This window comes from Gottfriedia acidiceleris (genome assembly GCF_023115465.1).
In the GTDB taxonomy this organism is placed as follows: domain Bacteria; phylum Bacillota; class Bacilli; order Bacillales; family Bacillaceae_G; genus Gottfriedia; species Gottfriedia acidiceleris_B.
In genome coordinates, this window is sequence record NZ_CP096034.1 from 476,828 (window position 1) to 502,306 (window position 25,479).

General features: G+C 32.8%; 23 protein-coding genes. 19 read left to right on the forward strand and 4 right to left on the reverse strand.

All coding sequences use genetic code 11. The annotated features are described in order from the left end of the window. The first annotated feature begins 35 nt into the window (after positions 1 to 35). From MY490_RS02270 to MY490_RS02295, 6 genes are all read left to right on the forward strand, one after another. Positions 36 to 980: a DMT family transporter gene (locus MY490_RS02270; protein ID WP_248267807.1), complete on the forward strand. Its 945-nt coding sequence runs from the start codon at positions 36 to 38 to the stop codon at positions 978 to 980. Between the two features lie 118 nt (positions 981 to 1,098). Further along, the gene (locus MY490_RS02275) at positions 1,099 to 2,031 is read left to right on the forward strand and encodes a carbohydrate ABC transporter permease (RefSeq protein ID WP_248269304.1); all 933 of its coding nucleotides are present in this window, start codon (positions 1,099 to 1,101) and stop codon (positions 2,029 to 2,031) included. Next, the gene (locus MY490_RS02280; RefSeq protein ID WP_248267808.1) at positions 2,031 to 2,861 is read left to right on the forward strand and encodes a carbohydrate ABC transporter permease; all 831 of its coding nucleotides are present in this window, start codon (positions 2,031 to 2,033) and stop codon (positions 2,859 to 2,861) included. Before MY490_RS02275 ends, MY490_RS02280 begins: the two co-directional genes overlap by 1 nt. A 15-nt stretch (positions 2,862 to 2,876) precedes the next feature. Then, positions 2,877 to 4,151: an ABC transporter substrate-binding protein gene (locus MY490_RS02285; protein WP_248267809.1), complete on the forward strand. Its 1,275-nt coding sequence runs from the start codon at positions 2,877 to 2,879 to the stop codon at positions 4,149 to 4,151. 229 nt (positions 4,152 to 4,380) lie between these two features. Then, positions 4,381 to 5,427, forward strand: a complete 1,047-nt coding sequence (locus MY490_RS02290; RefSeq protein WP_248267810.1) for a LysM peptidoglycan-binding domain-containing protein — start codon at positions 4,381 to 4,383, stop codon at positions 5,425 to 5,427. 163 nt (positions 5,428 to 5,590) lie between these two features. Next, a complete protein-coding gene (locus MY490_RS02295; RefSeq protein ID WP_248267811.1) occupies positions 5,591 to 5,932 on the forward strand; it encodes a DUF805 domain-containing protein in 342 nt (113 codons plus the stop codon). Between the two features lie 42 nt (positions 5,933 to 5,974). Here MY490_RS02295 and MY490_RS02300 read toward each other — a convergent pair whose 3' ends face one another. Beyond that, positions 5,975 to 6,373, reverse strand: a complete 399-nt coding sequence (locus tag MY490_RS02300; RefSeq protein ID WP_248267812.1) for a VanZ family protein — start codon at positions 6,371 to 6,373, stop codon at positions 5,975 to 5,977. A gap of 259 nt (positions 6,374 to 6,632) precedes the next feature. Here MY490_RS02300 and MY490_RS02305 point away from each other — a divergent pair, with 259 nt between their 5' ends. Beyond that, entirely contained in the window at positions 6,633 to 6,977 is a 345-nt protein-coding gene (locus MY490_RS02305; RefSeq protein WP_248267813.1) for a DUF805 domain-containing protein, read from the forward strand. 235 nt (positions 6,978 to 7,212) lie between these two features. On the opposite strand, the gene MY490_RS02310 is transcribed toward MY490_RS02305, so the two are convergent. Continuing rightward, on the reverse strand, positions 7,213 to 7,440 hold the full coding sequence (locus tag MY490_RS02310) for a hypothetical protein (RefSeq protein ID WP_248267814.1): 228 nt from the start codon (positions 7,438 to 7,440) through the stop codon (positions 7,213 to 7,215). Positions 7,441 to 7,722: 282 nt separating this feature from the next. On the opposite strand from MY490_RS02310, the gene MY490_RS02315 reads away from it, so the two are divergent. The 9 genes from MY490_RS02315 (at position 7,723) to MY490_RS02350 (ending at position 17,929) form a co-directional block, all read left to right on the forward strand. Further along, a complete protein-coding gene (locus tag MY490_RS02315; protein WP_248267815.1) occupies positions 7,723 to 8,658 on the forward strand; it encodes a carbohydrate ABC transporter permease in 936 nt (311 codons plus the stop codon). Beyond that, positions 8,658 to 9,488 carry a carbohydrate ABC transporter permease gene (locus MY490_RS02320; RefSeq protein WP_248267816.1) on the forward strand — a complete coding sequence of 277 codons (831 nt, stop codon included), beginning with the start codon at positions 8,658 to 8,660 and terminating at the stop codon, positions 9,486 to 9,488. Before MY490_RS02315 ends, MY490_RS02320 begins: the two co-directional genes overlap by 1 nt. Before the next feature lie 129 nt (positions 9,489 to 9,617). Continuing rightward, a complete protein-coding gene (locus tag MY490_RS02325) occupies positions 9,618 to 10,889 on the forward strand; it encodes an ABC transporter substrate-binding protein (RefSeq protein ID WP_248267817.1) in 1,272 nt (423 codons plus the stop codon). Between the two features lie 212 nt (positions 10,890 to 11,101). Continuing rightward, entirely contained in the window at positions 11,102 to 12,931 is a 1,830-nt protein-coding gene (locus tag MY490_RS02330) for a sensor histidine kinase (protein ID WP_248267818.1), read from the forward strand. Continuing rightward, complete coding sequence (locus tag MY490_RS02335) at positions 12,909 to 14,462, forward strand: response regulator transcription factor (RefSeq protein ID WP_248267819.1); 1,554 nt, start codon at positions 12,909 to 12,911, stop codon at positions 14,460 to 14,462. The genes MY490_RS02330 and MY490_RS02335 overlap by 23 nt, the downstream gene beginning before the upstream one ends. A gap of 104 nt (positions 14,463 to 14,566) precedes the next feature. After that, the gene (locus MY490_RS02340) at positions 14,567 to 15,532 is read left to right on the forward strand and encodes a phosphotransferase enzyme family protein (protein WP_248267820.1); all 966 of its coding nucleotides are present in this window, start codon (positions 14,567 to 14,569) and stop codon (positions 15,530 to 15,532) included. A 116-nt stretch (positions 15,533 to 15,648) separates the two neighbouring features. Then, complete coding sequence (locus MY490_RS22275) at positions 15,649 to 15,960, forward strand: transposase (protein ID WP_432707032.1); 312 nt, start codon at positions 15,649 to 15,651, stop codon at positions 15,958 to 15,960. Further along, a complete protein-coding gene (locus tag MY490_RS02345) occupies positions 15,921 to 16,829 on the forward strand; it encodes an IS3 family transposase (RefSeq protein WP_432707058.1) in 909 nt (302 codons plus the stop codon). The genes MY490_RS22275 and MY490_RS02345 overlap by 40 nt, the downstream gene beginning before the upstream one ends. A gap of 413 nt (positions 16,830 to 17,242) precedes the next feature. Beyond that, a complete protein-coding gene (locus tag MY490_RS02350; protein WP_248267821.1) occupies positions 17,243 to 17,929 on the forward strand; it encodes a winged helix-turn-helix domain-containing protein in 687 nt (228 codons plus the stop codon). Positions 17,930 to 18,372: 443 nt separating this feature from the next. On the opposite strand, the gene MY490_RS02355 is transcribed toward MY490_RS02350, so the two are convergent. Continuing rightward, positions 18,373 to 18,495 (reverse strand): transporter, encoded by a 123-nt coding sequence (locus tag MY490_RS02355; protein WP_248267822.1) that lies wholly within the window; start codon positions 18,493 to 18,495, stop codon positions 18,373 to 18,375. A 922-nt stretch (positions 18,496 to 19,417) separates the two neighbouring features. On the opposite strand from MY490_RS02355, the gene galU reads away from it, so the two are divergent. From galU to MY490_RS02370, 3 genes are all read left to right on the forward strand, one after another. Further along, positions 19,418 to 20,293: a UTP--glucose-1-phosphate uridylyltransferase GalU gene (gene galU, locus MY490_RS02360; RefSeq protein ID WP_248267823.1), complete on the forward strand. Its 876-nt coding sequence runs from the start codon at positions 19,418 to 19,420 to the stop codon at positions 20,291 to 20,293. Positions 20,294 to 20,674: 381 nt separating this feature from the next. Then, positions 20,675 to 22,972: a glycosyltransferase family 2 protein gene (locus tag MY490_RS02365; protein WP_248267824.1), complete on the forward strand. Its 2,298-nt coding sequence runs from the start codon at positions 20,675 to 20,677 to the stop codon at positions 22,970 to 22,972. A 63-nt stretch (positions 22,973 to 23,035) separates the two neighbouring features. Next, positions 23,036 to 24,553 carry a chitinase gene (locus MY490_RS02370; RefSeq protein WP_248267825.1) on the forward strand — a complete coding sequence of 506 codons (1,518 nt, stop codon included), beginning with the start codon at positions 23,036 to 23,038 and terminating at the stop codon, positions 24,551 to 24,553. Between the two features lie 773 nt (positions 24,554 to 25,326). On the opposite strand, the gene MY490_RS02375 is transcribed toward MY490_RS02370, so the two are convergent. Continuing rightward, on the reverse strand, positions 25,327 to 25,476 hold the full coding sequence (locus tag MY490_RS02375; RefSeq protein ID WP_175403455.1) for a BH0509 family protein: 150 nt from the start codon (positions 25,474 to 25,476) through the stop codon (positions 25,327 to 25,329). Between the last annotated feature and the right edge of the window lie 3 nt (positions 25,477 to 25,479).

Here is a 25,479-nt window from a genome sequence, read left to right on the forward strand (position 1 = left end):
TTCTATAGAGAGAAAAAGGCTTATGGAGGGAAACAATGTCTGCAAAGAGATTTTTTACACATCCTTTGGGAGTGATTGCATCAGCAGTTATTACAACTTTTTTATGGGGAAGCGCATTTCCATTTATTAAGCTAAGTTATGAGCACTTGCATATTGGGAAGAATGCGATTTGGAAGCAAATGATTTTTGCGGGTTATCGTTTCTTTTTGGCCTCATTGTTAATTTTAATATTTTTTACGATATTAGGTAGAAAGTTAACTTTTAAGCGAGATACTTTTTTTGTAGTAGGAAAAGTAGGTTTGTTTCAAACGTTTTTACAATATGTGTTGTTTTATATTGGATTGAGTTTTTCAACGGGCGTTCAAGGCTCGATAATTGCTGGAACTACTTCGTTTTTTCAACTTTTAGCAGCGCATTTTATGTATAAAAATGATCGTTTAAACTTGCGTAAGATACTGGGAGTAACGGTAGGGTTTGCGGGTGTAATTATCGTAAATATTACAAAAGGCACTCTTTCTTTACATTTAGGAATTGGTGAGATTTTATTATTGGTTGCAATGGCGTTTGGTGGCTATGGTAATGTACTTGCGAAGGAAGCTGCAAAGAAAGTGGATGTTGCCTATTTAACGGCATATCAAATGATGATTGGTTCGATTGGATTGTTATTAATTGGTGGTTTAACGGCAGGGTTTTTACCGTTCCACTTTGATTTAAAAACGTTTGGCATGCTAGTTTATTTGTCAGTGCTTTCATCTGTAGGTTTTATACTCTGGAACAATGTTATGAAATATAACCAAGTTGGAAAAGTATCAATGTACTTATTCTTAGTTCCTGTTTTTGGTGTAATTTTATCATCAATCATGCTGAATGAAGTGTTATCTTATCTTGTATTTATTGGTTTAGTGATGGTTACATCAGGTATTATTATTGTAAATTATCAAAAGGATCAACGTAGCACTCATATGAAGAGTGCATCTTGACTCAAATAGAATGCATTCCGTATAAAAGCAACTCTACTTTTTAATAATAAAGTGGAGTTGCTTTTTTTTATAGATCGATATGAAGGGAGGTACATAGTTGTCAAAGTTTGATAAAGCAATGAATAAAGAAGTTGAAACAGTTGTAGATGATGCTACTGACTTTAAAGTCTCCTATCGAAAGAAACGTAGAAATAGTGGAAGTTTTATCGTATTTGTTGGTCCAGCCTTTCTAGTATTTGCAGCTTTAGTGCTTATTCCGTTTTTAATGGGTCTGTATTATTCCTTTACAAATTGGAATGGGGTAGTTGGAAATATCCATTATGTCGGTTTTGATAATTATAAGTACATATTTACGCAAGATGCAGACTTTAAACAGTCTTTTATAATTACGACAAAGTATACGTTTTTTGCTGTAATTTTAACGAATTTGATTGGTTTTGGCTTAGCTCTATTAGTTACAAAGGGGCTCAAATCAAGAAATATCCTTAGAACGATTTTCTTTTTACCTAACTTAATAGGTGGACTATTACTCGGTTTTATTTGGCAATTCATTTTTAATAAAGGTCTCACTTCATTAGGAGCTGCGCTAGGGATCGATTCATTAATGCAGTCATTGCTAGGTACTGCAAATGGAGCGTTTTGGGCAATTATCATTGTAGCCATCTGGCAAGGTGCAGGGTATATCATGATTATTTATGTAGCCGCACTCCAAGGAGTGCCTCAGGAATTGATTGAAGCAGCTCAAGTTGACGGCGCAGATCGTTTTACAACTTTAAGGAAAATCATCATTCCAATGGTAGCACCAGCTGTAACTGTCTGTTTATTTTTAACAATCTCATGGTCATTTAAAGTATTTGATCAAAATTTATCACTTACTGGCGGTGGACCATTTAAATCGACAGAAATGCTTGCGTTAAACATTTATACAGAAGCATTTGTAAACAATCGATACGGATTAGGAGAAGCAAAAGCTATTGTCTTCTTCGTCGTTGTCGCAGCTATTTCAATTCTCCAAGTTTATATAACGAAGAAAAGGGAGGTTGAAGCATAGTGGGAAATGAACGCTATACCGGACTATCGTTTTTGCTTGAGCTATTTGGGATCATTTTAGCGATATTTTTCCTTATTCCCTTCTACTATGTATTAGGAAACTCGTTTAAATCCTTTGCAGATATTTTACAAAATACATCATCGCTACCAAAATCATTAGATTTTACAAATTACTCCCAAGCGATTGCCGTTATGGATTTCTGGAGGGCTTTATTGAATTCTTTGATTGTAACAGTAGCCAGTAATGTGTTTATCGTTTTATTTTGCTCAATGGCAGCTTATAAACTCGTTCGCACAAGACATAAAATTTCAACGGTTATTTTCTTTATTTTTGTAGCAACGATGGTAATTCCTTTTCAATCAATTATGATTCCACTTGTTAAAGTTGGAAGTACACTTCATTTAATGAATAGTCATTATGGACTTGTTGTTATGTATTTAGCGTTTGGCTCAGCACTTTCTATATTTCTCTATCACGGTTTTATAAAAGGGATTCCAATTGAGCTTGAAGAAGCTGCAATTATTGATGGATGTTCACCATTTATGGTTTTTTGGAAAGTGGTGTTTCCTCTATTAAAACCGATTACCGTAACAATTGTTATATTGAATACGTTATGGATTTGGAATGATTTCTTATTACCATCTCTAGTTTTGCGTGATGAAGAGCTACGCACAATACCACTGGCAACATTTTATTTTTTTGGCGCTTATACGAAACAATGGAATTTAGCACTTGCCGGATTAGTTTTAGGCATTACGCCATTATTGATCTTTTTCTTCGCTGCCCAAAAGCAAATTATCCGAGGTATTACAAGTGGCTCAATAAAGTAAGTTAAGGAGGATCATATGAATAAAAAATTATTTAAGTCGATTGCCGTTTTATCAACTAGTATGTTGCTGTTTACTGGATGTAATAATAAAAAAGAAGAAACAAAAAAGCCTGGTGCTGGTGAAAAAGTTACATTAAATATTTTTCAATTTAAAGCTGAAATTGCAAAAGATTTAGAGGCTTTAACAAAAGAATATGAAAAGGAAAATAAAAATGTTACGGTGAAGGTTCAAACAGTAGGTGGAGGTGCAGATTATGGAGCAGCATTGAAAGCTCAATTTGCATCAGGAAATGAACCAGATATTTTCAATAATGGTGGATACCAAGAGGCCGTTACTTGGAAGGATAAACTCGAGGACCTGTCAGATCAAGATTGGGTGAAGGATTTATATCCGGAAACCGAAAAACCGATGACAGTTGATGGAAAATTACTTGGGATGCCTATGAACACGGAAGGCTATGGATTCATTTACAACAAAGACTTATTTGATAAAGCTGGGATTACACAATTGCCAAAAACATTAACTGAATTAGAAGCAACAGCAAAAAAATTAAAAGACGCTGGCATTACGCCGTTTTCAGTTGGATATGGTGAGTGGTGGATTTTAGGAATTCATTTATTAAATATTCCATTTGCACAACAACCAGATCCAGATAAATTTATCGCCGATTTAAATGCAGGCAAAGTAAAAATCCCTGATAATGATAAATTTAAGGAGTTTATAAAATTATTTGATTTAACGATTAAATATGGAAATAAAAATCCATTAACAACAGATTACAATACACAAGTTACAAATTTTGCATCTGGAAAAACAGCTATGATGCAACAAGGAAACTGGACACAAGGTATGATTGATGGCATTACGCCAAATATGAAACTTGGTCTTTTACCAATTCCGATTAATGATGACAAAGAGGCAATGGATAAAATCCCTGTAGGTGTACCAAATAACTGGGTAGTTAACAAAAATTCAAAAAACAAAGAAGAAGCGAAGAAGTTTTTAAATTGGATGGTTTCTTCTGATACAGGTAAAAAATATATCGTTGAAAAGTTTAAATTTATTCCAGCAGTTAAAACAATTGAAGGAAAAGGCTTAGGCCCGATTGCTGATGATATTCAAAAATATTCAACTGAGGGAAAAGTACTATCATGGAACTGGTTTAAGTATCCAAACGGTGCAACAAATGAATTTGGTGCTTCAATGCAAGCATATGTTGGAGGACAAAAAAATCCACAGCAATTACTGCAATCACTTCAAGATACTTGGGATAAGTTAAAAAAACAGTAGGATTAGTATAAATTTAAGACAAACCTTATTTCGAAATAATTTCGGATGAGGATTGTCTTTTTTTGTGCAATTATTAAAAAGGGTTTTATTAAAAGAATTATCGGTTGGAAGATTTTATGTGATGAACAGAGTTCATTATCGTGATATAGTAATTAACGTTACGAAAATAAATGAAATTCCTGAGTTTAACCTAGATAAATAGATTAATAGTAAGGGAGAGTAATCAAATATGAAAAAATCGATTAAAAATGTTATTTTATCAACAGCGATCGTCTTTTCTTTAGGAACAGTAGTTGTACCAGCGAATGCTGCATCTGTTGTTTATAAAGTTAAAAAAGGGGACACGCTTTCTAAAATTTCTAAAACATACAAAACATCTGTTACAGAGCTTAAAAAGCAAAATAAATTAAAATCGAATACAATTAGAATTGGACAAAAGTTAAATATTCCTGTTAAACCGAAAGTTGCAACAAAGAAGCCAGCAACACAAACAATTGCTCCAGTGAAACTTCCAGCAAGTGAATCAGTTAAAAAGATGGCACTAGAAATCACTTCATGGTATGAAACATCATCATCTGAGGCTGATGCATTTGGAGAAACAAGTGGTAATTTCGACGGTGCCGGACTATCTTTTGGCGCGCTTCAAGAAAACTTTGGAACAGAAACTTTACAACCAATTATGAAAAATATGTTCGCAAATCATAATGATGTTGTCCTGAAAGCTTTTAATGGTGATACGGATTCATATAATACATTTAAAGATGTAATTATGAACAAAACGACAAAAGAACAGGTAGCTTGGGGAGATTCAATCAGTGACCCTAATAATAAATACCAAGTCGTAGAGCCTTGGAAGACTTACTTTAAAAATCTAGGTACAAGTAAAGAATGTATTGATGAACAAATTAATGCTTCAAAATGGTACTTCGATCAAGCAGAAAAGTATTACAAAACATTCGGATTATGGACAAAAAGAGGATATGCACTAATGTTTGATATATTTGTTCAAAGTGGAGCGATTTCGGATAAAACGAAAAATTTAATCCTAGATGACTTTAAAAAAATTGATACAAAAAACCTGACAAAAGAACAAATCGAAACGAAAAAAATGAATATTATCGTTAACCGTCGTGCTGCAGATGTAAATGAACAATGGAGAGAAACATGGAAATCTAGAAAATCAGTCATTGCGAACGGTAGTGGTACAGTTGTTGGTTATGGAGATTTCTTTGATGTAACTCCTTATGGTGCTACGTTAACACATGTTAATAAATAAGTTTTTTGACGAGGGAGTCCGAGATTTTGGACTTCTTTTTTTTGTGCACTGATTATATTTCATTTTTTTTAATAAAATATGTGATTTATTTTTCTTATGGGAATATTAAAAAGGACGAATACACAAGCTTTTGGATAAAATAATTTCTTAGGAGAGATCAGTTGTGCAATGGTATTTAAAAGTATTAAAAAATTATGTAGGATTTCATGGTAGAGCGAGTCGAACAGAATATTGGATGTTCTTCTTGATTAATGCAATTATTACTTTTTTACTTAATTTATTAGATAACTTTGCTAATACAGATAACATGATTTCTGGAATTTATGGTTTGCTTACCTTGCTGCCACTAATTGCAGTCGGTGTTCGCAGATTACATGATATTGGTAAAAGTGGATGGTGGTATTTAATTAGTTTCATTCCGTTTATAGGATCAATTATTTTATTCATACTTGCTTGTTTTAAAAGTGAAGATCATGAGAATCGTTTTGGGCCAGTTCCAAGATAAGATTAATGTTCATTGGTATTAGGAAAAGACTTAATGTACATTTTATTTCTTAAATAAATTGATCTTTTGAATTCTATACCCAATGTAAGTCCCTATCGTATTTAAAATAACATCATCTATATCTGAGGTTCTAAAAGACATCATAAATTGGACAACTTCTATGCTTACTGATAAAAATAAGCCAATAAGTATTACTTTTTTTGAGCTCTTAATGGATGTTAAAATAAACCCAAATGGCACAAAAAGAATGATATTTCCAAAGACATTAACTATAAATTGTTTAATGCTGCTAAATTCATTAAACAGTTTGATTAAGGGGATTAAATTTAATCTACCCTCAGAAACACCTATTCCTAAAGAAGCGACTGGAAAAAATGTAAACCTAAAAATAAACACAAGTGAAGAAATTAACAGTAAATATTTTATGAAAATAGGTTTCAAAATAAATCTCCCAAAAAATGTTTTAATTAATAATAAGTTATTATACATTAATAATTTTGTATTTCTTCACTAAACTTTTCATTAAATGATGATCACTTTGGCCCAACACGAGAAAAACTAAGCTTATTACCGCCTAAAAGTTGGCGGTTTTTTGTGTTAATTCAAAATAAATTGTCCTATTATTAAAAATTAATAATGTTACCTAGGTAGTAAGAATAGACTTAAATGTACCGTATTTACTTCTTAGGAGGGATTCATTGTGGAATGGTATTTAAAAGTATTAAAGAATTACGCAGTATTCAACGGAAGAGCTAGAAGAACAGAGTATTGGATGTTTTTCCTGTTTAATGCCATTATCACTATTATACTTTCAATTTTACAAAGCATTGCGGATATCGATAATATATTAACTGGAATTTATGGTCTATTGACGATACTGCCATCTTTAGCAGTAGGAGCTCGCAGATTACATGATTCAGGTAGAAGTGGTTGGTGGTTGTTAATTGGAATCATTCCGTTTATTGGTACGATTATTCTTATAATTTTCTTCTGTTTGGATAGTGAAGTGGGAGATAATCGATTTGGTGCGAATCCTAAATATTAATTGATGTCTTGAAATTAATAAGGATCAATATGTAAACCGTCTTGAAAAGGGCGGTTTTTTGTTTTTTTCCGTTTTTCTTATAGTGAAAAAATAAGCGTAATTAGAACACTCTTTAGGTTAATTAATTATTTATAAAATGAATTTCAATCTTATCATTTAAAGAAATAATATTAACTATTTCTCAATCCTTGGTGAAAACCTTTCTTGCGCCAAGGGCTTCTTTTTTTACTTCATTCTAACTCAACATTTTTAAAATTAATTCATAATAATCTGGTAAACCATTTTCTTCAGATGCCATTTTCCAAATGTAGACTTCATATTGATTTTTGTAGTCAATTTTGGACTGAAATGCAGTTAACGGAATAGGGAAACCCTTATTTAATTTAGAGGGTTTATGTAAAACAACAAATAAAATAATTAAAAAAAGAAATGTAAATAAAATCTTCTTATTTATTTTATTCATTAGATAATCCCTCTTTTTTCAAGGTTTGTAAACATTTTATTATTTTTAATAAGGTAATTATTTTAAGTTAGTTAGAAGGAATTGAAACTTTTATGAATAAACCCAGTGAGTGACTTGTTTAGGAGTGTTTTGGTCGGTCATCAGCAGTTTGTAAACTAGGTAAAATACGATTAAACTGTTAACCTAAAAATTAATCTAGTCAATATATTCCACCCTACTGTTCAAATGAATACGTTTTCACAACTTGAGAGGTATTTTATGATGATAGTGGAGGTGTTACAGATGATTGAAACGAAAAAAGTGATTGATACAAATTTAACAGATGCCAAGACAAAGAAGTCATCTAAAAAATTAAGAGATTTTTTAAATTATCTTACGTTTGTAGGACCAGCAACTATAGTTTTTGCAGCGATCGTGTTAACGCCATTTTTAATCGGCTTTTTCTATTCATTTACTCAGTGGGATGGTGTAGCTGATTCTGCTAAGTGGGTCGGACTTGAAAATTATAAATACATTTTTACAAAAGATACGGATTTTATCCATTCGTTTATTTTAACGGGTAAATATACTTTATTCGCTGTGATTTTAACAAATGTGATTGGTTTTAGTTTAGCGTTAATCGTTACGCAAGCATTGAAGACTAGAAATATTTTAAGAACAGTCTTTTTCCTTCCAAATTTAATCGGTGGATTATTATTAGGTTTCATTTGGCAGTTCATTTTTAATAAAGGTTTAATTTCAATTGGACAATTATTACATTCAGACTTTTTACAAAGAGCACTTTTAGGTGAAGAAAAAGGTGCGTTTTGGGCAATTGTCATCGTAGCAGTTTGGCAAGGTGCAGGTTATATAATGGTTATTTATGTAGCGGCTCTACAAGGTGTACCACAGGAATTAATTGAAGCAGCTCAAATTGATGGTGCGAATAAATTCCAAGTGTTACGTAAAATCATTATTCCAATGGTAGCACCTGCTGTAACAGTTTGTTTATTCTTAACAATTTCATGGTCATTTAAAGTGTTTGATACAAACTTATCATTAACAAATGGTGGACCATTTAAGTCTACTGAGATGTTGGCTTTAAACATTTACACGGAAGCTTTTGTTAATAATCGTTATGGATTAGGTGAAGCAAAAGCGATTGTATTCTTCGTAGTCGTTGCGTTAATTTCAGTTATTCAAGTGTACATTACGAAGAAGAGGGAGGTTGAGGCATAATGCTAAAAGAACGATATACTGGCTTTACTTTTCTATTAGAAATAGCGGCAATTATACTTGCTCTCATCTTCTTAGTTCCTTTTTATTATGTGTTAGGAAACTCATTTAAATCATTTGCTGATATTTTACAAAATACATCTTCGCTTCCAAAAAGCTTAGATTTTACAAACTATCAACAGGCAATTGAAGTCATGAATTTCTGGAAAGCGTTAATGAACTCATTAATCGTGACAATTGCTAGTAATGTTGTAATCGTCTTTTTCTGTTCGATGGCGGCATATAAATTAGTTCGTTCAAAAAGTAAAATTTCAAATATTATTTTCTTTATCTTTGTAGCGACAATGGTTATACCGTTCCAATCAATTATGATCCCATTAGTGAAAGTTGGAAGTACGCTTCATTTAATGAATAGCCATTGGGGATTAGTAATAATGTATTTAGGTTTCGGGTCAGCATTATCGATCTTCCTATATCATGGATTTATTAAAACAATTCCAATTGAGTTAGAGGAAGCGGCAATTATTGATGGATGTTCACCAACTATGGTTTTCTGGAAAGTAGTTTTCCCACTATTAAAACCAATTACGGTTACAATTGTCATCCTTAATACGTTATGGATTTGGAATGACTTCTTATTACCATCACTTGTATTAAGAGATATGGAGTTAAGAACAATTCCTCTTGCTACATTCTACTTCTTTGGAGCATATACAAAACAGTGGAACTTAGCGTTATCTGGTCTTGTTTTAGGTATAACACCACTATTACTTTTCTACTTTGCAGCACAGAAACATATTATTAAAGGTATTACAAGCGGTTCAATTAAATAAGGTGACTGGGTGGAAGCTATCAATATATTCCACCCATCATGTCAATTTAGACTATCTAAAGTTGTTTGTTTTTAAATGTATAATGAAAGCGTATTCAAAATAAAGAATATTAAGACGGGGGTTTTTAGGATGAAAAAGATGCTAAAGGTAGCAGCAGCATTAACAACTTCAGTGATGTTATTCTCTGCTTGTTCTGGGGGATCTTCAGACAAAGGTTCAAATGATTCAAAGGATAAAAAAGTAACATTAAACGTATTCCAGTTTAAAGCTGAGATTGCGAAAGATTTAGAACAAATGGCGAAGGATTACCATAAAGAAAATCCAAACGTAACAGTTAAAATTCAAACTGTAGGTGGCGGTGCTGACTACGGTGCTGCATTAAAAGCTCAATTTGCTTCAGGTAACGAGCCTGATATCTTTAACAACGGTGGATTCCAAGAAGCAATAACTTGGAAAGATAAATTAGAAGATCTTTCTGATCAATCATGGGTAAAAGATTTATATCCAGGAACTGAAAAACCAATGACAATTGACGGCAAACTTTACGGTATGCCAATGAATACTGAAGGTTATGGTTTTATTTACAATAAAGACTTATTCGCAAAAGCTGGTATTACTGAAGCTCCAAAAACTTTAAGCGAATTAACTGCAGCAGCTGAAAAGCTTCAAAAAGCAGGTATCACACCTTTCTCAGTTGGATATGGTGAGTGGTGGATTCTAGGAATTCACTTATTAAATATTCCTTTCGCTCAACAACAAGATCCAGATCAGTTCATGAAGGACGTTTCTTCTGGTAAAGTGAAAATTCAAGACAATGAGAAATTCAAACAATTTATGAAACTGTTTGATTTAACGATTAAATACGGTAACAAAAATCCTTTAACAACGGATTACAACACGCAAGTAACAAACTTTGCTCAAGGTAAAACTGCTATGATCCAACAAGGTAACTGGATTCAAGGTATGGTTGATGGAATCACTCCAAACATGAACTTAGGCGTGTTACCAATGCCAATCAACGATGACAAAGCAGCAATGGACAAATTACCAATGGGTGTACCGAATAACTGGGTAGTTAACAAAAACTCTAAAAACAAAGAAGAAGCTAAAAAATTCTTAGCGTGGATGGTTACTTCTGACACAGGTAAGAAATACATTGTAGAAAAATTCAAGTTTATCCCAGCATTAAAAACAATTCAAGGTAAAAACTTAGGACCAATCGCAGACGACTTACAAAAATACTCTGCTGAAGGTAAAACATTATCTTGGAACTGGTTCAAATACCCAGATGGAGCTACAAATGAGTTTGGTGCATCAATGCAAGCTTATGTTGGAAAGCAAAAATCTGCTGATGAAATGTTAAAATCTCTTGAAGATACTTGGATGAAATTAAAAAAATAAATTCTTAATTTGAGGCTTCCCTAATTTTCCTCTATAGATTAAGGCAACCCACAAGGAATTAAATTTCCTTGTGGGTTTTTTATTATTCCCAGTTTGTTTTTTTGTCTTAGTGCACTCTCAACAACTAACTCTCAGTTTTCTATATTTAAAATTTAAACTTTCTGATAAACTAGATAATAGAAAGTGCAAACGTTTCCGCAAAGGATGTTATCATGAAAAACAGTATTAGAAGTAAGCTAATAATCTTATTATTAATCGCAACCATTATTCCATTTGGGTTATCAATTATAGCAAGTTATTTTTATACGAAAAACACGGTTACGAAGGAATTCGTAAATACGAATTATGATTTATTGAAGCGTAGTGGAAATGACTTATTGAATTATTTTAATGAAATTTACGGTATTCCATTGTCCATTTATAGTAATAGACCGTTTTTGTCGGTGTTAGAAAATGGTGCTACAGCTTACATCGAACAAAATTCTGCTGAAATTCAACGTAGTTTATTAGGACTTTATTTTTCTAGAAGAGAAATCGAGCAGTTGCATTTATATTTAACGAAGGGTAAGGATGATTACACCGTTTACAATGCAAAGGTGAGTAGTCGAGGGAAATTGTATAATTTCAATCAAATTCCCACATATAGAAATTTAAGTTATTCGAGGGACTCGTATTATATTCAACCGACTCATCCGATTCAAAATTATAATAATTTATCTGATTTTCGAATTGAGCCAGTTAAGCAGGTTGTATCATTTCATTATTTTTTAAATAATGTTACATCCGACCAATGGCTAGGCTTTTTATCAATCGATATTGAATTAAGTAGAATTAATGAAATTTTTGATCGGATATATAAAAAAGGTGAGGAACATCTTTTCGTTGTTGGTGATGGGAATGTTGTTCTGTATTCATCTGAAAAAAAGCTGATAGGTAAAAAGCTAGAAACAAAATGGTATAAAAAAATTAGCACAGATCAATCAGGTGAATTTAGTTTTGAATGGAAGGGCAAGGATTTTAGTGGAGTTTATGTGTATGACAAAATAAGAAGCAATCATCAACAATGGACAATCATTAAAAGCATTCCTTATAAGAATCTCTACCATAACTCGAATCAATTATTGAAAATTACAGTTACTCTCGGGGCAATTTCAGTCTTATTAGTCATCATTTTGACTATTATCGTATCATTCAGATTTACACGACCGATACGAATCTTGATTCGTGATATGCAGCGGATTGAGAAGGGAGAACTTGCGGTTTCTTTTGATACATTAGGAAATGATGAGTTTGGTCAGTTAGGTAAACATTTTACTTCAATGGTCGATACGTTAAATGATTTATATATAAAAGAATACAAGCTTCAAATAGAGAATAAAACGAATCAACTAAAAGTACTTCAGTCTCAAATTAATCCGCATTTTTTATACAATGCCTTGCAGTCAATTGGAACTCTTTCATTAAAAAATGACGGAATTAAAGTGTATCGATTAATTATGTCACTATCAAAAATCATGAGATATAGCATGAAAAATAACGAAGATTTTGTAACGCTTAAGGATGAACTAAACCATATAAAAGATTATTTATCGCTTCAAAATGAACGTTATGATGGCAAATTTGTTTATAACCTGGAAGTAGATGAAGGGTTAAATAAAGTAAAAATGCCAAAAATGATTTTACAGCCAATCGTGGAAAATTTCTTTAAACATGGTTTTGAAAAACAACAAAAGCTTGGTGAATTAAATATTTCGATTCATAGACAAGAAGATAATCGCTTAAAAATAGTCATTGCTGATAATGGTGAAGGTGCTTCAGAAGAGGAATTAGAAATCATCAATACATCGCTATCAGAAGGTGGATTAAATACTAACGAGAGTATCGGTTTAAAAAATATTTCTGATCGCATTCATTTCTATTATGGTAAAAAAGCAGAAGTAAAAATAGAAAGTGTGAAGCATGAAAACTTTGTAGTAACGATAATCTTACCGATTGAAATGACAAGAGGAGAAGTTAATCATGAAGGTTCTACTAATAGATGACGAAAAGCATGTACGAGAAGGTGTAAAACTTCTTGCAGATTGGGATGCAATTGGTGTTACTCAAGTATTAGAAGCAGAAAATGGAGCGATTGCTCAAGACATCATTATAAAGGAAAGACCGACAATTATATTTACTGATTTAATGATGCCAGAGCTAGACGGTAGAGGATTATTAAAGTGGCTTCATTCAGAAAATATTAATTGTAAAGTAATCGTTGTAACGGGATATGATGACTATCATTATATGAGAGAAGCCATTCAGTTCGGTGCGTCTGATTATTTATTGAAACCAATTGATCCGGATATATTGAATGAAACTTTGGTAAAAGTAGTATCAGATTGGAATGAAAAAGAAAAAGAGAGAATTGATGCGTTAAATGATTTTCGTTTGCTGCAGGAAGTTTTACCTGTTTATAGAGACAAAGAATTAACAAATGCTCTTTACGGTAAAGAATATAATCAGAACATGTTAAACCAATTAGGATATGATGAAGGGCAAACTTTACATGTTTCTTTACTAAAATTACGAAATCTAGAGACATTTAAAGATATTTGGCCGGAGGATTTATGCTTCTTTGCCCTATTGAATATAGTAAATGAAGTTCTTCAAAACCAAAATGGAGGAATTGCGTTTCGTAATTTACAAGGTACAAAGGAGATTTGCTTACTCTATTGGGGCGAGCAAGTAACTGATAGTATTCAGCATCTAGCTAAAATTTTATCGACAGTTGTACCTTTCCCGTTTCATTTTGCAATCAGTAGAAAGTTAACAATTGATTCGATCCAGTCTGGGTATGATGAAGTTGTAAATGTTCTACAGCACGTAAATATTTTAGAAAAGCGAGATGTACCAGTTTATTCATATGAAGATATAAAAGAGTATAATCCGATTAATCTAGTAGAAATCATCAATTTATTTGAACAAATGGTTGAGAAACAGGATATATATATTTACGATGAAGTCATTCAACTTTTTAGTAAACGAATCGCACAGAAGAATTATCTACCTTTTGCGCAGTTACTTTCATTGCATCAGGAGTTTCTAATCTTCCTTAATCATTGGATTAATAAACTATCACTTCAAACGATTCAGGAAGTGAATCTGGAATTGTTCTGGAATGCGAAAGGGCATTTTGAAATTGGTGATTATGTAGCGACTCAAAGGGAAAGAGTTCAATCGATTATTCAAGAAAAGAATCAATCGAACCAAGAACTGAATAGTATTGAAGCAATCGCAAATTATATTCAACTTAACTATGCTGAAGAAATTTCACTCCAAGAGTTCTCAGAGAAATTTTATTTAAGTCGTGAATATATATCCCGTAAGTTTAAACAAATTTATGGTGTGAATATATCAGATTATATTGTTTCAATTCGGATTGAAAAAGCGAAAGAATTATTGAAATTCCCAAATTTGAAAATCTATGAAATAGCTGGGAAAATCGGCTATCAGGATGATAAATATTTTCGAAAAGTGTTTAAGAAAATCGTTGGGATGACTCCAAATGAATACCGAAATATGAATGATTAGTCATTATTTAGTAAAAAAGTTGCAGGAAATACCTGGAAACTGAGGAATAAGTAATTAGATATTTAATCTATGTATATTTAAACTACGTTTCGGGGGATTAAAAAATGGAACAGGCAGTTGAAAGAGTTTTTACTAAAGAGATTTTAGCGAATGCAGCATCACAATTTGGGATTACAGTAGAAGAAAAACCAGTCGGAGAGTTCGAGAACTATCTATTTAAAGGTAAGCTGGCTGATGGAACGGTTCGCATTTTACGATTAACGCATTCATCTCATCGCTCAAAAGAAGAAATTGAGGCTGAGCTAGAGTTTTTAAAATATGCTAGAGAAAACGGAGCAAATGCAGCAGGTTCTTTACCTTCTTTAAACGGTCATTTAGTAGAAGTCCAAAATGCAAGTGATGGCACAAGTTTTTATGCATCAATGTTTGAATGGGCAGATGGTCAATTAGTTGATCGTACAAACCCAGCTGTGTGGAATGATGATCTAATGTACACATGGGGAAAAACAATCGGAAAGCTTCACGCGTTAACAGTTGACTATCCTGTAACAAATCATCGTGAGCATTGGGACGAAGAAGCTTATTTAAATGAAATGGTAGCTGATGATGAGCTTGGTATTTTTACGAAAGAATTAATAGAAGAAATCCAAAGCTATGACAGAAAGAAAGATTCATATGGATTAATCCATAGTGACTTGCATCTCCACAATTTCTTCGTAAATGATAAAGGTGGAATAACGGCTTTTGATTTCGATGACCTGCAATATAATTATTTCATTTCAGATATCGCAATTGTCCTATATTATACTGCTTGGGGTAGTAAGGCATCATTCGAAGAAAAATCAAATTTCGCAAAAAGACAGTTAGAAATCTTTCGAAAAGGTTATGAAACCGAATATGTATTAGATGAAGAATGGTATAGCCGAATTCCTTCATTTTTAAAATGTCGTGATCTTACGCTTTATCATGTATTGAATATGAAATATGAGGAGAAAACACAAAGGGTTATTGAGCTTTGTGCAGAACTTAAAGAGAGAATCATTAATAAGAAGACGATAATTGATCTTTAAATTAAACAAAAAGCTACGATTCAAACACGAATTGATATTATCCCCTTTAGGTAGACATTCGAAAAAAGCTTCATGTTAACATGAAGATATGAATGTGACTTGGAGGGGATTTTTCTATGGCTAAAAAAGGTCAACAGTTTCAAAGCTATACAGAAGAATTTAAATTAAAAGCAGTGATGAAGTATGTTAATGGTAGCCAAAGTTATCGAGTAATAGCTGAAGAACTAGGAATTCGACATTGCACCCAGCTTAAAGTTTGGGTTAAGAAGTGGGGAAGTGGCGAACCATTTGATGTGCGAGGCGGGGGTACAAATCCACTTAAAGGTAGACCACGAACGAAATTTAAATCAGTAGAAGAAGAAAGAGACTACTTAAAAGCGCAGGTAGAATACCTAAAAAAGCAGTATCCAAATCTGATAAAGGAGTAGATGATATCCCCCAACAAATAAAGTATGAAATGATTGAAGAGCTAAAAGTTACCCATCCAATTACTTGGTTATTAGAAATCGCGTATGTGAAGCCTGCGAGCTACTATAAGTGGAAAAGTAAAAAAATAAATAGGAAGATTAAAGTTGAAGAAAATCAAGATATACGAGAACACATGATAGGTGTGCATTTACTTAATCCAGAGTTTGGATACCCACGGATGACTGACAGTTTAAAAGAAAACGGCTACAGGATTAATCATAAAAAAGTGTATCGCCTGATGAAGGAAATGAAGATCCAATCGATCATTCGAAAGAAAAGAAAACGACATGGAAAGACTCCTTCGGTTATCTACCCTAATCGACTTCAGAGGAAATTTAGGGCTACGGGACCTAATCAAAAAATGGTTACGGATATTACCTATGTTTCGGATGGTAAACAATTTTATTATTTATCTGTCATTCAAGATCTGTTTAATAATGAAATAGTAAGCTGGCAACTATCAAAACGCAATGACCTTGAACTTGTTTTGAATACAGTTACGCAATGGGCAAGAAAAAAAGACGTAGCTGAAGCCGTTCTCCATTCAGATCAAGGCTTTCAGTATACGTCTAAGGCATACAATAAACGATTAGAGGATTATGGCATAAAAGGCAGCCACTCTCGCAAAGGAAACTGCCTAGATAACGCCTGCATTGAATCCTTCTTTTCGCATCTCAAAACAGAGAAGTTGTATATAAAACAGTGTAAATCAGAAGAAGAAATTAGACAAGCGATCGAGGACTATATTTACCACTATAATTACAAACGTTTTCAAAAAAAATTAAAAAAACGCGCGCCAGTTGAATACCGACACGCGTTAGCAGCATAGCTTTTTTTATCTGTCTACTTGACAGGGATAAGACCAAATCGTAGCTTTTTTTATATTAAAATTGGGGGTGAGAAAGGTTATTTGTGTTTAGTTTCTTCTATTTTATTGATATTGATTTCATACTACCAGTTAATTGTTTTTCAGATGTACTTAAATTAGGGTGATAGGCAATTCCACAAGCCGCTAAAGATAATCATTACTGTGATTGCGACGACTATTAAAAGTACTTTTCTCAGTGTATCTTCAGTATCCCCCAAGTTGTTTTCTACTATTTTTTTAACAATATCCCAGAAAGATTAACTTGCTTTTAACGCTACGTAAAGAATTTGTAAAGGTATAGTGAAAGTCCCCCTTTTTTGTTAATAACCAATTAAAATGACCGTATAAACAGTAAAAAATGGGAGAGATATACGGTGGAGCAAATTGTCATCATCCAAGATCAAAACGAGATTGAACATGTGCTTCAACAAAGTAAACAATTCGGACTAATTAAAATCAGCACATATCGATATGGAGATTTTAATGAAGAAATACATCTTGGTTTCTTAAAAGGATGCATAGTATTAATGAAAAGCCAAGTCTTGGCCGAGTTTATTCCATTAATCATGAGAATAAGAAGGATATCAGAAATACCGATCATATTATTAGTTGAAACTTACGATTCATACGAAGCAGCGATTTGCATTGAAGCGGGAGCGGATCAATATGTTAAATATCCGATTCATCCTAGAGACTTGTCCGCAAGAATAAAAGCAGTTATGAGGAGGGCAGGCAATGAAAAAATAGAAGAAGACCGAGAAAAAGTTTTATATTTTGGAGACATTTCCTTCTATTTAAATCGAGAAGAGGTTTACAAAAACAAAATGAGGATTGAATTAAATGGTAGGGAATATGCAATTTTACTGTTTTTAATAAAAAAAGCCGGCTTTATTGTAACAAGAGAAGAACTAATGGAAGTGATTTCTGTTTATAAAAATAGAAGATTAATCGATATTTATATTCATAGTTTGCGACATAAAATTGAGGAACTTCCAAATTATCCTAGATATATTAAAACGATTAAGGGAAAAGGGTATCGGTTTGAAACGCTTGCTTATTGAAGATGAGTGTAATTAAAAAGTTAGGTGGATTCTTTTAAAGGATGCCAGTTAGCTTTTTTATTTTTATAAGGCAAAGGTTTGGATAGAGAAAATCACTTTTATTGTTTTTTAAAAATTTTTTGTACAAACCCTATTAGACAACTAAACAACAAAAAAGTTAATCTGATTGTTTTACCATATACTGGTAAAACAAAAATACTGATATAACAAAAAATGATAGTAAATACTCTTTTAAAATATTTTTGTTACAAATTAAGGTATATAGTCGGAAAAGCAGGACTTTTGGGGTCTTTTGTAATTTCTTAAAAAAGAGGAAAAATCAGTAATTGGATACAGCATTAACCACTGAAAAATTCGTAAAATGAAAAAGCTGGGTGAATCCAAATTAGGATAGTCACCTAGCTTTTTATTTTATTCGTGCAGTAATCCAAACTTGTAAGATCTTACTCAGCGTGATGTAACATATAAGTATACGCCGTATCGTAAAAGTAGTTTAAATCAGCATCTATCATGAAAACTAAGTCCTCAGTTGAATATCCTTTTGTTAATTCCAAAAATTGAACCATATTTTACGCTCTTCTCTACTAATTATTAACAACACTCCCTTTGGATTAAATGATTGACTAATTTGTTTCCAATTTGTTTTAATACGAGATAATTATTTACTAATTGTTATATAACAGAAAAGTTGGAATGTGCTAGAGATTTTTACTGAAAAAGTAAAAAAAATAATTTAATCATTTCATTAATTATTATTCGAATTACAACACATTAATTATTTAAGAATAATATCTAATGTTACGATTTTCATTAATGAATGTAACAAAAATAGACCAGTTTGTAAGGCTTTCCAAAAATCAGGTAAAAAAAATCGACAAAAAACTTTGTTTTATGGCAAATTAAGCTAAAATTTCCTATTTTTAGCTAAATTTCTACTTAACTTTTTGTTAAGTAATTGTTATACTAAGCATTGTTGATTCTGAGGGTATATTTTAATGGAATAATAAAAGGATTACAGGATTCTTTGCTATTTATTTATAACCCCAATCTATTAATCTTCAACTCAATTATTAGTTAACTAAAAAGGAACAAAAGATTCTTTGATTTATCAGAATAATCAAATTCAAACAAATATTCAATTGATCAACATACAATGTCGTTATTAAGAGTCCAGCTATTTTATACGGAGTTATTAATCAATTTAAATTTAGATTGTACAAATGCATGAACAATATGATGAGATTCTGTTTGATGCTCCTTAATACCTCTGACAACTAGCTTCTAAACAGATTATTACAAGCCATCACACACTTGTGAAATGATATGAGCATCAGTAACTGCTAACAATGAGTGTGAGGAGGGGTTAGATGCCCTAATTATATTTATTTTAAAAGAAAATAGAGTTTCTTCTTGTGTATTTAATCACATGAGTATAGAAGTGGAAACTTTATTCATTTGGGGAAGGAAAGCAATGGAGGGAATTAGAAATTGAAGAAAGTAAGCAAAGCAATTATACCAGCAGCGGGTTTAGGTACACGCTTTTTACCTGCAACAAAAGCTATGCCGAAAGAAATGCTACCAATCGTAGACAAACCAACAATTCAATACATTGTTGAAGAAGCAATTGAATCAGGCATCGAAGATATCATTATCGTAACAGGTAAAGGAAAACGCGCAATTGAAGATCATTTTGATTATTCATATGAGCTAGAACAAAATTTATTAGAAAAAGAAAAATATGCGTTATTAGAACAGGTTAAAGCTCCATCTAATATCGACATTCATTACATAAGACAAAAAGAACCTAAAGGATTAGGTCACGCTGTATGGTGTGCGCGTAATTTTATCGGCAACGAACCATTTGCAGTATTACTTGGTGATGACATTGTTGAAGCACAAACACCAGGTTTAAAGCAGCTAATGGACCAATATGATAAAACATATTCTTCAGTGATTGGTGTTCAAACAGTACCAGATGAAGAAACATATCGTTATGGCATTGTTGAACCAATTATGCAAGAGGGTAGAAGATACGAAGTAAAAAACTTTGTCGAAAAGCCAGCACCAGGTACAGCACCTTCTAATTTAGCAATCATGGGTCGTTATGTATTTACACCTGAAATTTTTATGTATTTAGAAGAACAAAATATCGGTGCAGGTGGCGAAATTCAGTTGACAGATGCCATTCAAAAATTAAATTCAATTCAACGTGTGTTTGCATATGACTTTGAAGGAAAGCGTCACGACGTTGGTGAAAAATTAGGGTTTATTAAGACAACAATTGATTTTGCTTTAAAAAATGAAGACCTAAGAGAAGATTTACTGAAGTATTTACATGAAATGTTAACAGTCAATATTAATTAAGGATAGATGAATAGATTGAAAGCAATTGAGATTTGAACAATTAGAATATGCTTCTGTAGCCACTCTTATCGAAAGAAACAATTAAAAAGAAGGATCTATTTATTTACTAAGCGCTTAGTGGATTTATTTGGCGCTTTTTTTGGGGTCTTATACTACTATTACCAGTTCATATTATTATTGCTATTATTTTAAAGTTAGAAGATTCTAAAGGTCTAATTTTTCTTTTTTTAAACTCCGGTAAAAGTGGAAAAGAGTTTATTCGGAAAAGGATGGGAGATTTTTGACGTGACAATTTAATCTGCCCACCCAAAAATAGTTGAAACATTGTATTTTTTTATTTACCCAATAATAGGGACTTGACTAACAAGAGGGATGAACAAAATGAAAAGACAACTGTACACTGAAAGCAATTTGGAACCATTACCAAGAGTGCATGAAAAACCATCCACTGCAAAATTGACATTGAATCGAATCTATATTTTGTTTACGATTGGATTTTGGCTGCTTTATGTAGCATCCACAATTTTTGATCAACTGCATAATGGAAATGGAACTTTTAAACAAGTCGTAGAAGCGGGATTATATATCTTGATTGTTACGACACTATGTTTTTCCGCATTGATGTATCTTTTTTCTAGACAAGGGGCATTGATCCGATTTAAAGAGCATACTCGGATCCCACGGGAAACTTTATCTGCTTATTTTTCTGAGAATCAACCAGGAATTACTGTTTTGGTTCCTTCGTATGATGAAGAGGTTGACGTTATTCGAAAAACATTACTATCAGCTATATTACAAGAATATCCGGAAATCAATGTACAACTTTTGATTGATGATAAGCCAAATCCAACAGATCCGCAAAAAAGGGAAAAATTGCAAGCAACTATGAATCTTGCAAAAGAAATAACAGAGCTTTTGGAAGTCCCTTATACAAAGCTAGCAAAAGCTCGTGACGATTTTGAAAATACATTTAACAAAACAGGGGAAATCTCTTCTTCTACTTTAAATGATTTAATAAAGCAATATAAATATGCTGCCAAATGGATTAATAAATTTGCTGATGAAGAACCTTCGGAGACTCATGTAGATGATTTCTTTAATAATCATGTTTTAAGAGCTTTAGCTGAGGAATTAGAAGTAACAGCAGTAGCATTAGAGAAATCTACAAAAGAAAAATATTACATGAGCTATGAACGTATCTATCAGTTTTATTCTCGATTAGTATGGATTTTTACCGGAAAAGTAGGGTATTTCCAACGAAAACAGTATGTTTCTTTATCTGATGAAGCCAATAAAGCTATGAATCTTAACTCTTATATTGATTTAATGGGAGGGAGCTACAAGATTCGCCAAACACCAGCTGGTAAAGTATTGCAGAGAGTATCTTCAGAGGCAGAAGCAGATTTAGTTATTCCAGATACTGAATTTTTACTAACGCTCGATGCCGATTCTATTCTGCTAAGAGAGTATTGTTTACGTCTGGTCTATCTATTGAATCAAGAAGGAAATGAAAAAGTAGCTGTAACACAAACTCCTTATTCTTCTTTCCGTGGATGTCCAACTCGAATCGAACGAATTGCTGGTGCTACAACAGATATTCAACACACCTTACACCAAGGAACAACGTATTATGGCGCAACTTTTTGGGTAGGGGCGAACGCGGTTATCCGAAAACGTGCAATCGAGGAAATTGCCGAAACAGAATATGTAAATGGATTTAAAATTCGCCGTTTTATTCAAGACCGTACAGTAATTGAGGATACGGAGTCTAGTATTGATTTAGAAAAAAATGGTTGGACTTTGGCGAATTATCCGGAGCGTTTGAGTTACTCAGCAACTCCACCAGATTTCGGTTCTTTAGTTATTCAACGTCGTCGTTGGGCTAATGGTGGATTAATCATTATGTCGAAACTATTTGCTACTATTCGCCAACGCCGTCAAGAAGGGAATCCAATTAAGTTAATGGAAATCTTGTTGCGAGTGAATTACATGGCATCTATTGCTTGGGCTAGTTTTGGCTTAATCTTCCTATTAGCCTATCCCTTTGACGATCGTTTATTGAGTATTTTTATTGTTGGTGCAGCTGTCCCTTACTTTACTGCAATGGCGAGTGATTTAAAATACAATCGTTATAAACGAATGGACATCTTCCGAATTTATGGTCTCAATCTAATCTTGTTGGCTGTTAATTTGGCTGGAGTACTAAAGTCAATCCAACAGTTATTAACAAGTGAAAAAATTCCTTTTGCCCGAACACCTAAGGTTAATGACCGGACTGGCACGCCAACACTTTATATCTTAGCGCCGATCATTATTATTGTTTATTCTGCTTTTATTTGCTGGCGCTCTTTCATGCTTGGCAATTGGCCGAATGCTTTATTTTCCTTTTTTAACGCCTTTACTTGTGGATGGGCTGCATTAACTTTTATCGGACCTGTCAATATGCTTGTGGATTTAGTTCATAACTTTAAAGAGTGGATATTCGTAGAAGTAAAACCTAAGCAAACTGAAAAAGATGAACAAAATCAATCAGAAATCAATTGGCAATCGGTTTTATACTATGGTGATGAGAAAGGGCGAACAGAAGTCCCATTAAGTATTTCACTTGGCAAATTGGAAAATACAGAGACAACTGAAGTTGAAGATAAACTTAATTTCAGCAATAAAAAAATAGGATGAAAAAAGATTATGCAAAATAAAAAGAAATTGTCTATACCGCGTTTAATGTTGGTATGTTTAGTTGTGGTAGCTGTAGGAGCAAGTTATTTTTATCGAGATAATATAGTCGTAGTTAGTAAAATAGAAAAAACAAAAAAAACAGAAAAAACAGCAGTAGAATCAAATCCTTGGTTTGCCGCTTATGTCGATGCTACACTGACACCGCAATATGAATTTGAAAAAACTGATGGTAATGTTGTGCTTTCTTTCATAGTAGCTGAGAATAAAAATAGTGCTGTTCCTAGTTGGGGAGGCGCCTATTCAATGGATCAGGCATCTGAGGATTTAGATATAGATCGACGAATTGCTCGCCTACGACAAAAGGGTGGGGAAGTCATTGTTTCATTTGGTGGCTTATCCAATTCCGAATTAGCAATTACAACAACAGATGTTGGAAAAATAAAAAATGCATATGCTAAAGTAGTAAAGCGTTATGATCTGAATACGATTGATGTAGATTTAGAGCAAGAAGGATTGACAAATAAGCATGCGGCTAAACTTCGTGGGGAAGCTTTGGCAAAATTGCAGCAAGAACGAAAAAAAGATAAAAAAGAGTTAGCTATTTGGGTAACATTACCAGTAACCCCGCAAGGTTTGACTGAGGATGGTACGGATGCCGTAACAACATTATTGAAAGCTGGAGTAGATTTAGCTGGCGTCAATATCATGACAATGAATTATGGGGAAAGTCGTGATACAGCACTTTCTATGGCAGACAATTCGATTAATGCCTTGAAAAAAACCCACCGCCAACTAAAGATTATTTATCAAAAACAAGGAGTTAACTTGAGCGATAAAGCATTATGGAGAAAACTCGGCGCAACACCAATGATTGGCCAAAATGATATCCAAGGTGAAGTTTTTGGTTTAGAAGATGCTGCTAAGCTGAATCAATTTGCCATAGATAATGGTTTGGGACGTTTATCTATGTGGTCAGCAAACCGTGACAGGAAGTCCAATGAAAATAGTGTTGGAATTCAAAGTGTTTCCAACTTTTACAGTGGTGTTAAACAAAACAATCAAGAGTTTGCAACAATTTTGAAACAGAATATGAATGGTAGTGTTTCTAGTGATGCAAAACGAACAACCAAGTCAGATGTAACGAATATAGATTTGAATAAACCTGATGATCCGAAAACTTCCCCGTATGAGATATGGGATGAATCGACAACCTATCTAAAAGGTACTCGTGTTGTCTGGAGGCACAATGTGTATAGAGCTAAATGGTGGACAAAAGGAGATGCTCCTGACGCACCTATCCTGGATGAAAATACAATTCCTTGGGAACTTGTTGGTCCGGTATTGCCTGGAGAAAAACCAATACCAAAAGTTAGCTTGCCTAAAGGAACCTATCAGGAATGGGAAGAAGGACAAGTCTATGGAGCTGGTGATCGGGTAATGGTTAATGGCATCCCGTATGAGGCAAAATGGTGGAACAAAGATGAAAATCCTGAAAAACCCCTTGCTAATGATGATGCAGCACCATGGGAACAGTTGACTCAGGATGAAATTAAGAAAGTGTTGAAGGAAATTCAGGAATAATAATGGTTAGGCTTTTGATTGATACGTGCTTAATTTTTGTCTACCCAAAATGAAAAACAATGAAACAATATGAAAGTCCATATACCAGAAATGCCGATAAACCGGTATATGAATGAATTTAAAAACCTTCCACATTCAAGTATGTAAAAATAGCAGATTAATAAATTGAGGAACTTCCAAATTATCTTAGATATATTAAAACGATTAAGGGAAAAGGGTATCGATTCGAAACACTGCTAATTGAATATGAGTAAAATTAAAAAGCTAGGTGAATTCTTTTAAAGGATGCATTTTAGCTTTTTTATTTTTAATAGGCAGAGGTTTGGATAGAGATATGCACTTTTATTGTTTTTAATAATAAAATAGACAAATTTTTTTATTAAAAATTAAATAAAAAAAATTTTTTTATACACACCCTATTAGACAAAATGACTAAGAAAAAACGTACAAATTGTATACAATTTTAGGCGTTAAACTACAAAAAAGTACAATCTGTCTATTTACCAAATATTGGAAAAAATAAAATTTCGATATAACAAAAAGATACATAGAAAATCCTTTACTAAAATGTATTAGACTCAAATTAAGAAATATAGTCGGAAAAGTAGGACTTTTGATGTTTTTTGTATATTCGAGAAAAAGATGAAAAATAAGTAATTCGATACAGCATTGACGTAAGAAACATTGGTAAATGAAAAAGCTAGGTGAATCCAAATTAGGATGTTCACCTAGCTTTTTATTTTATAAGTGCAGTAATCCAAAGTTGTAAGATCTTACTCAGCGTGATGTAACATATACGTATAAGCCGTGTCGTAAAGGTGCTCTAAATCAGCATCCGTCATGAAAACTAAGTCTTCTGTTGAAAATCCTTTTGTTAATTCCAAAAATTGAACCATGTTTTTACGCTCTTCTCTACTCATCATCAA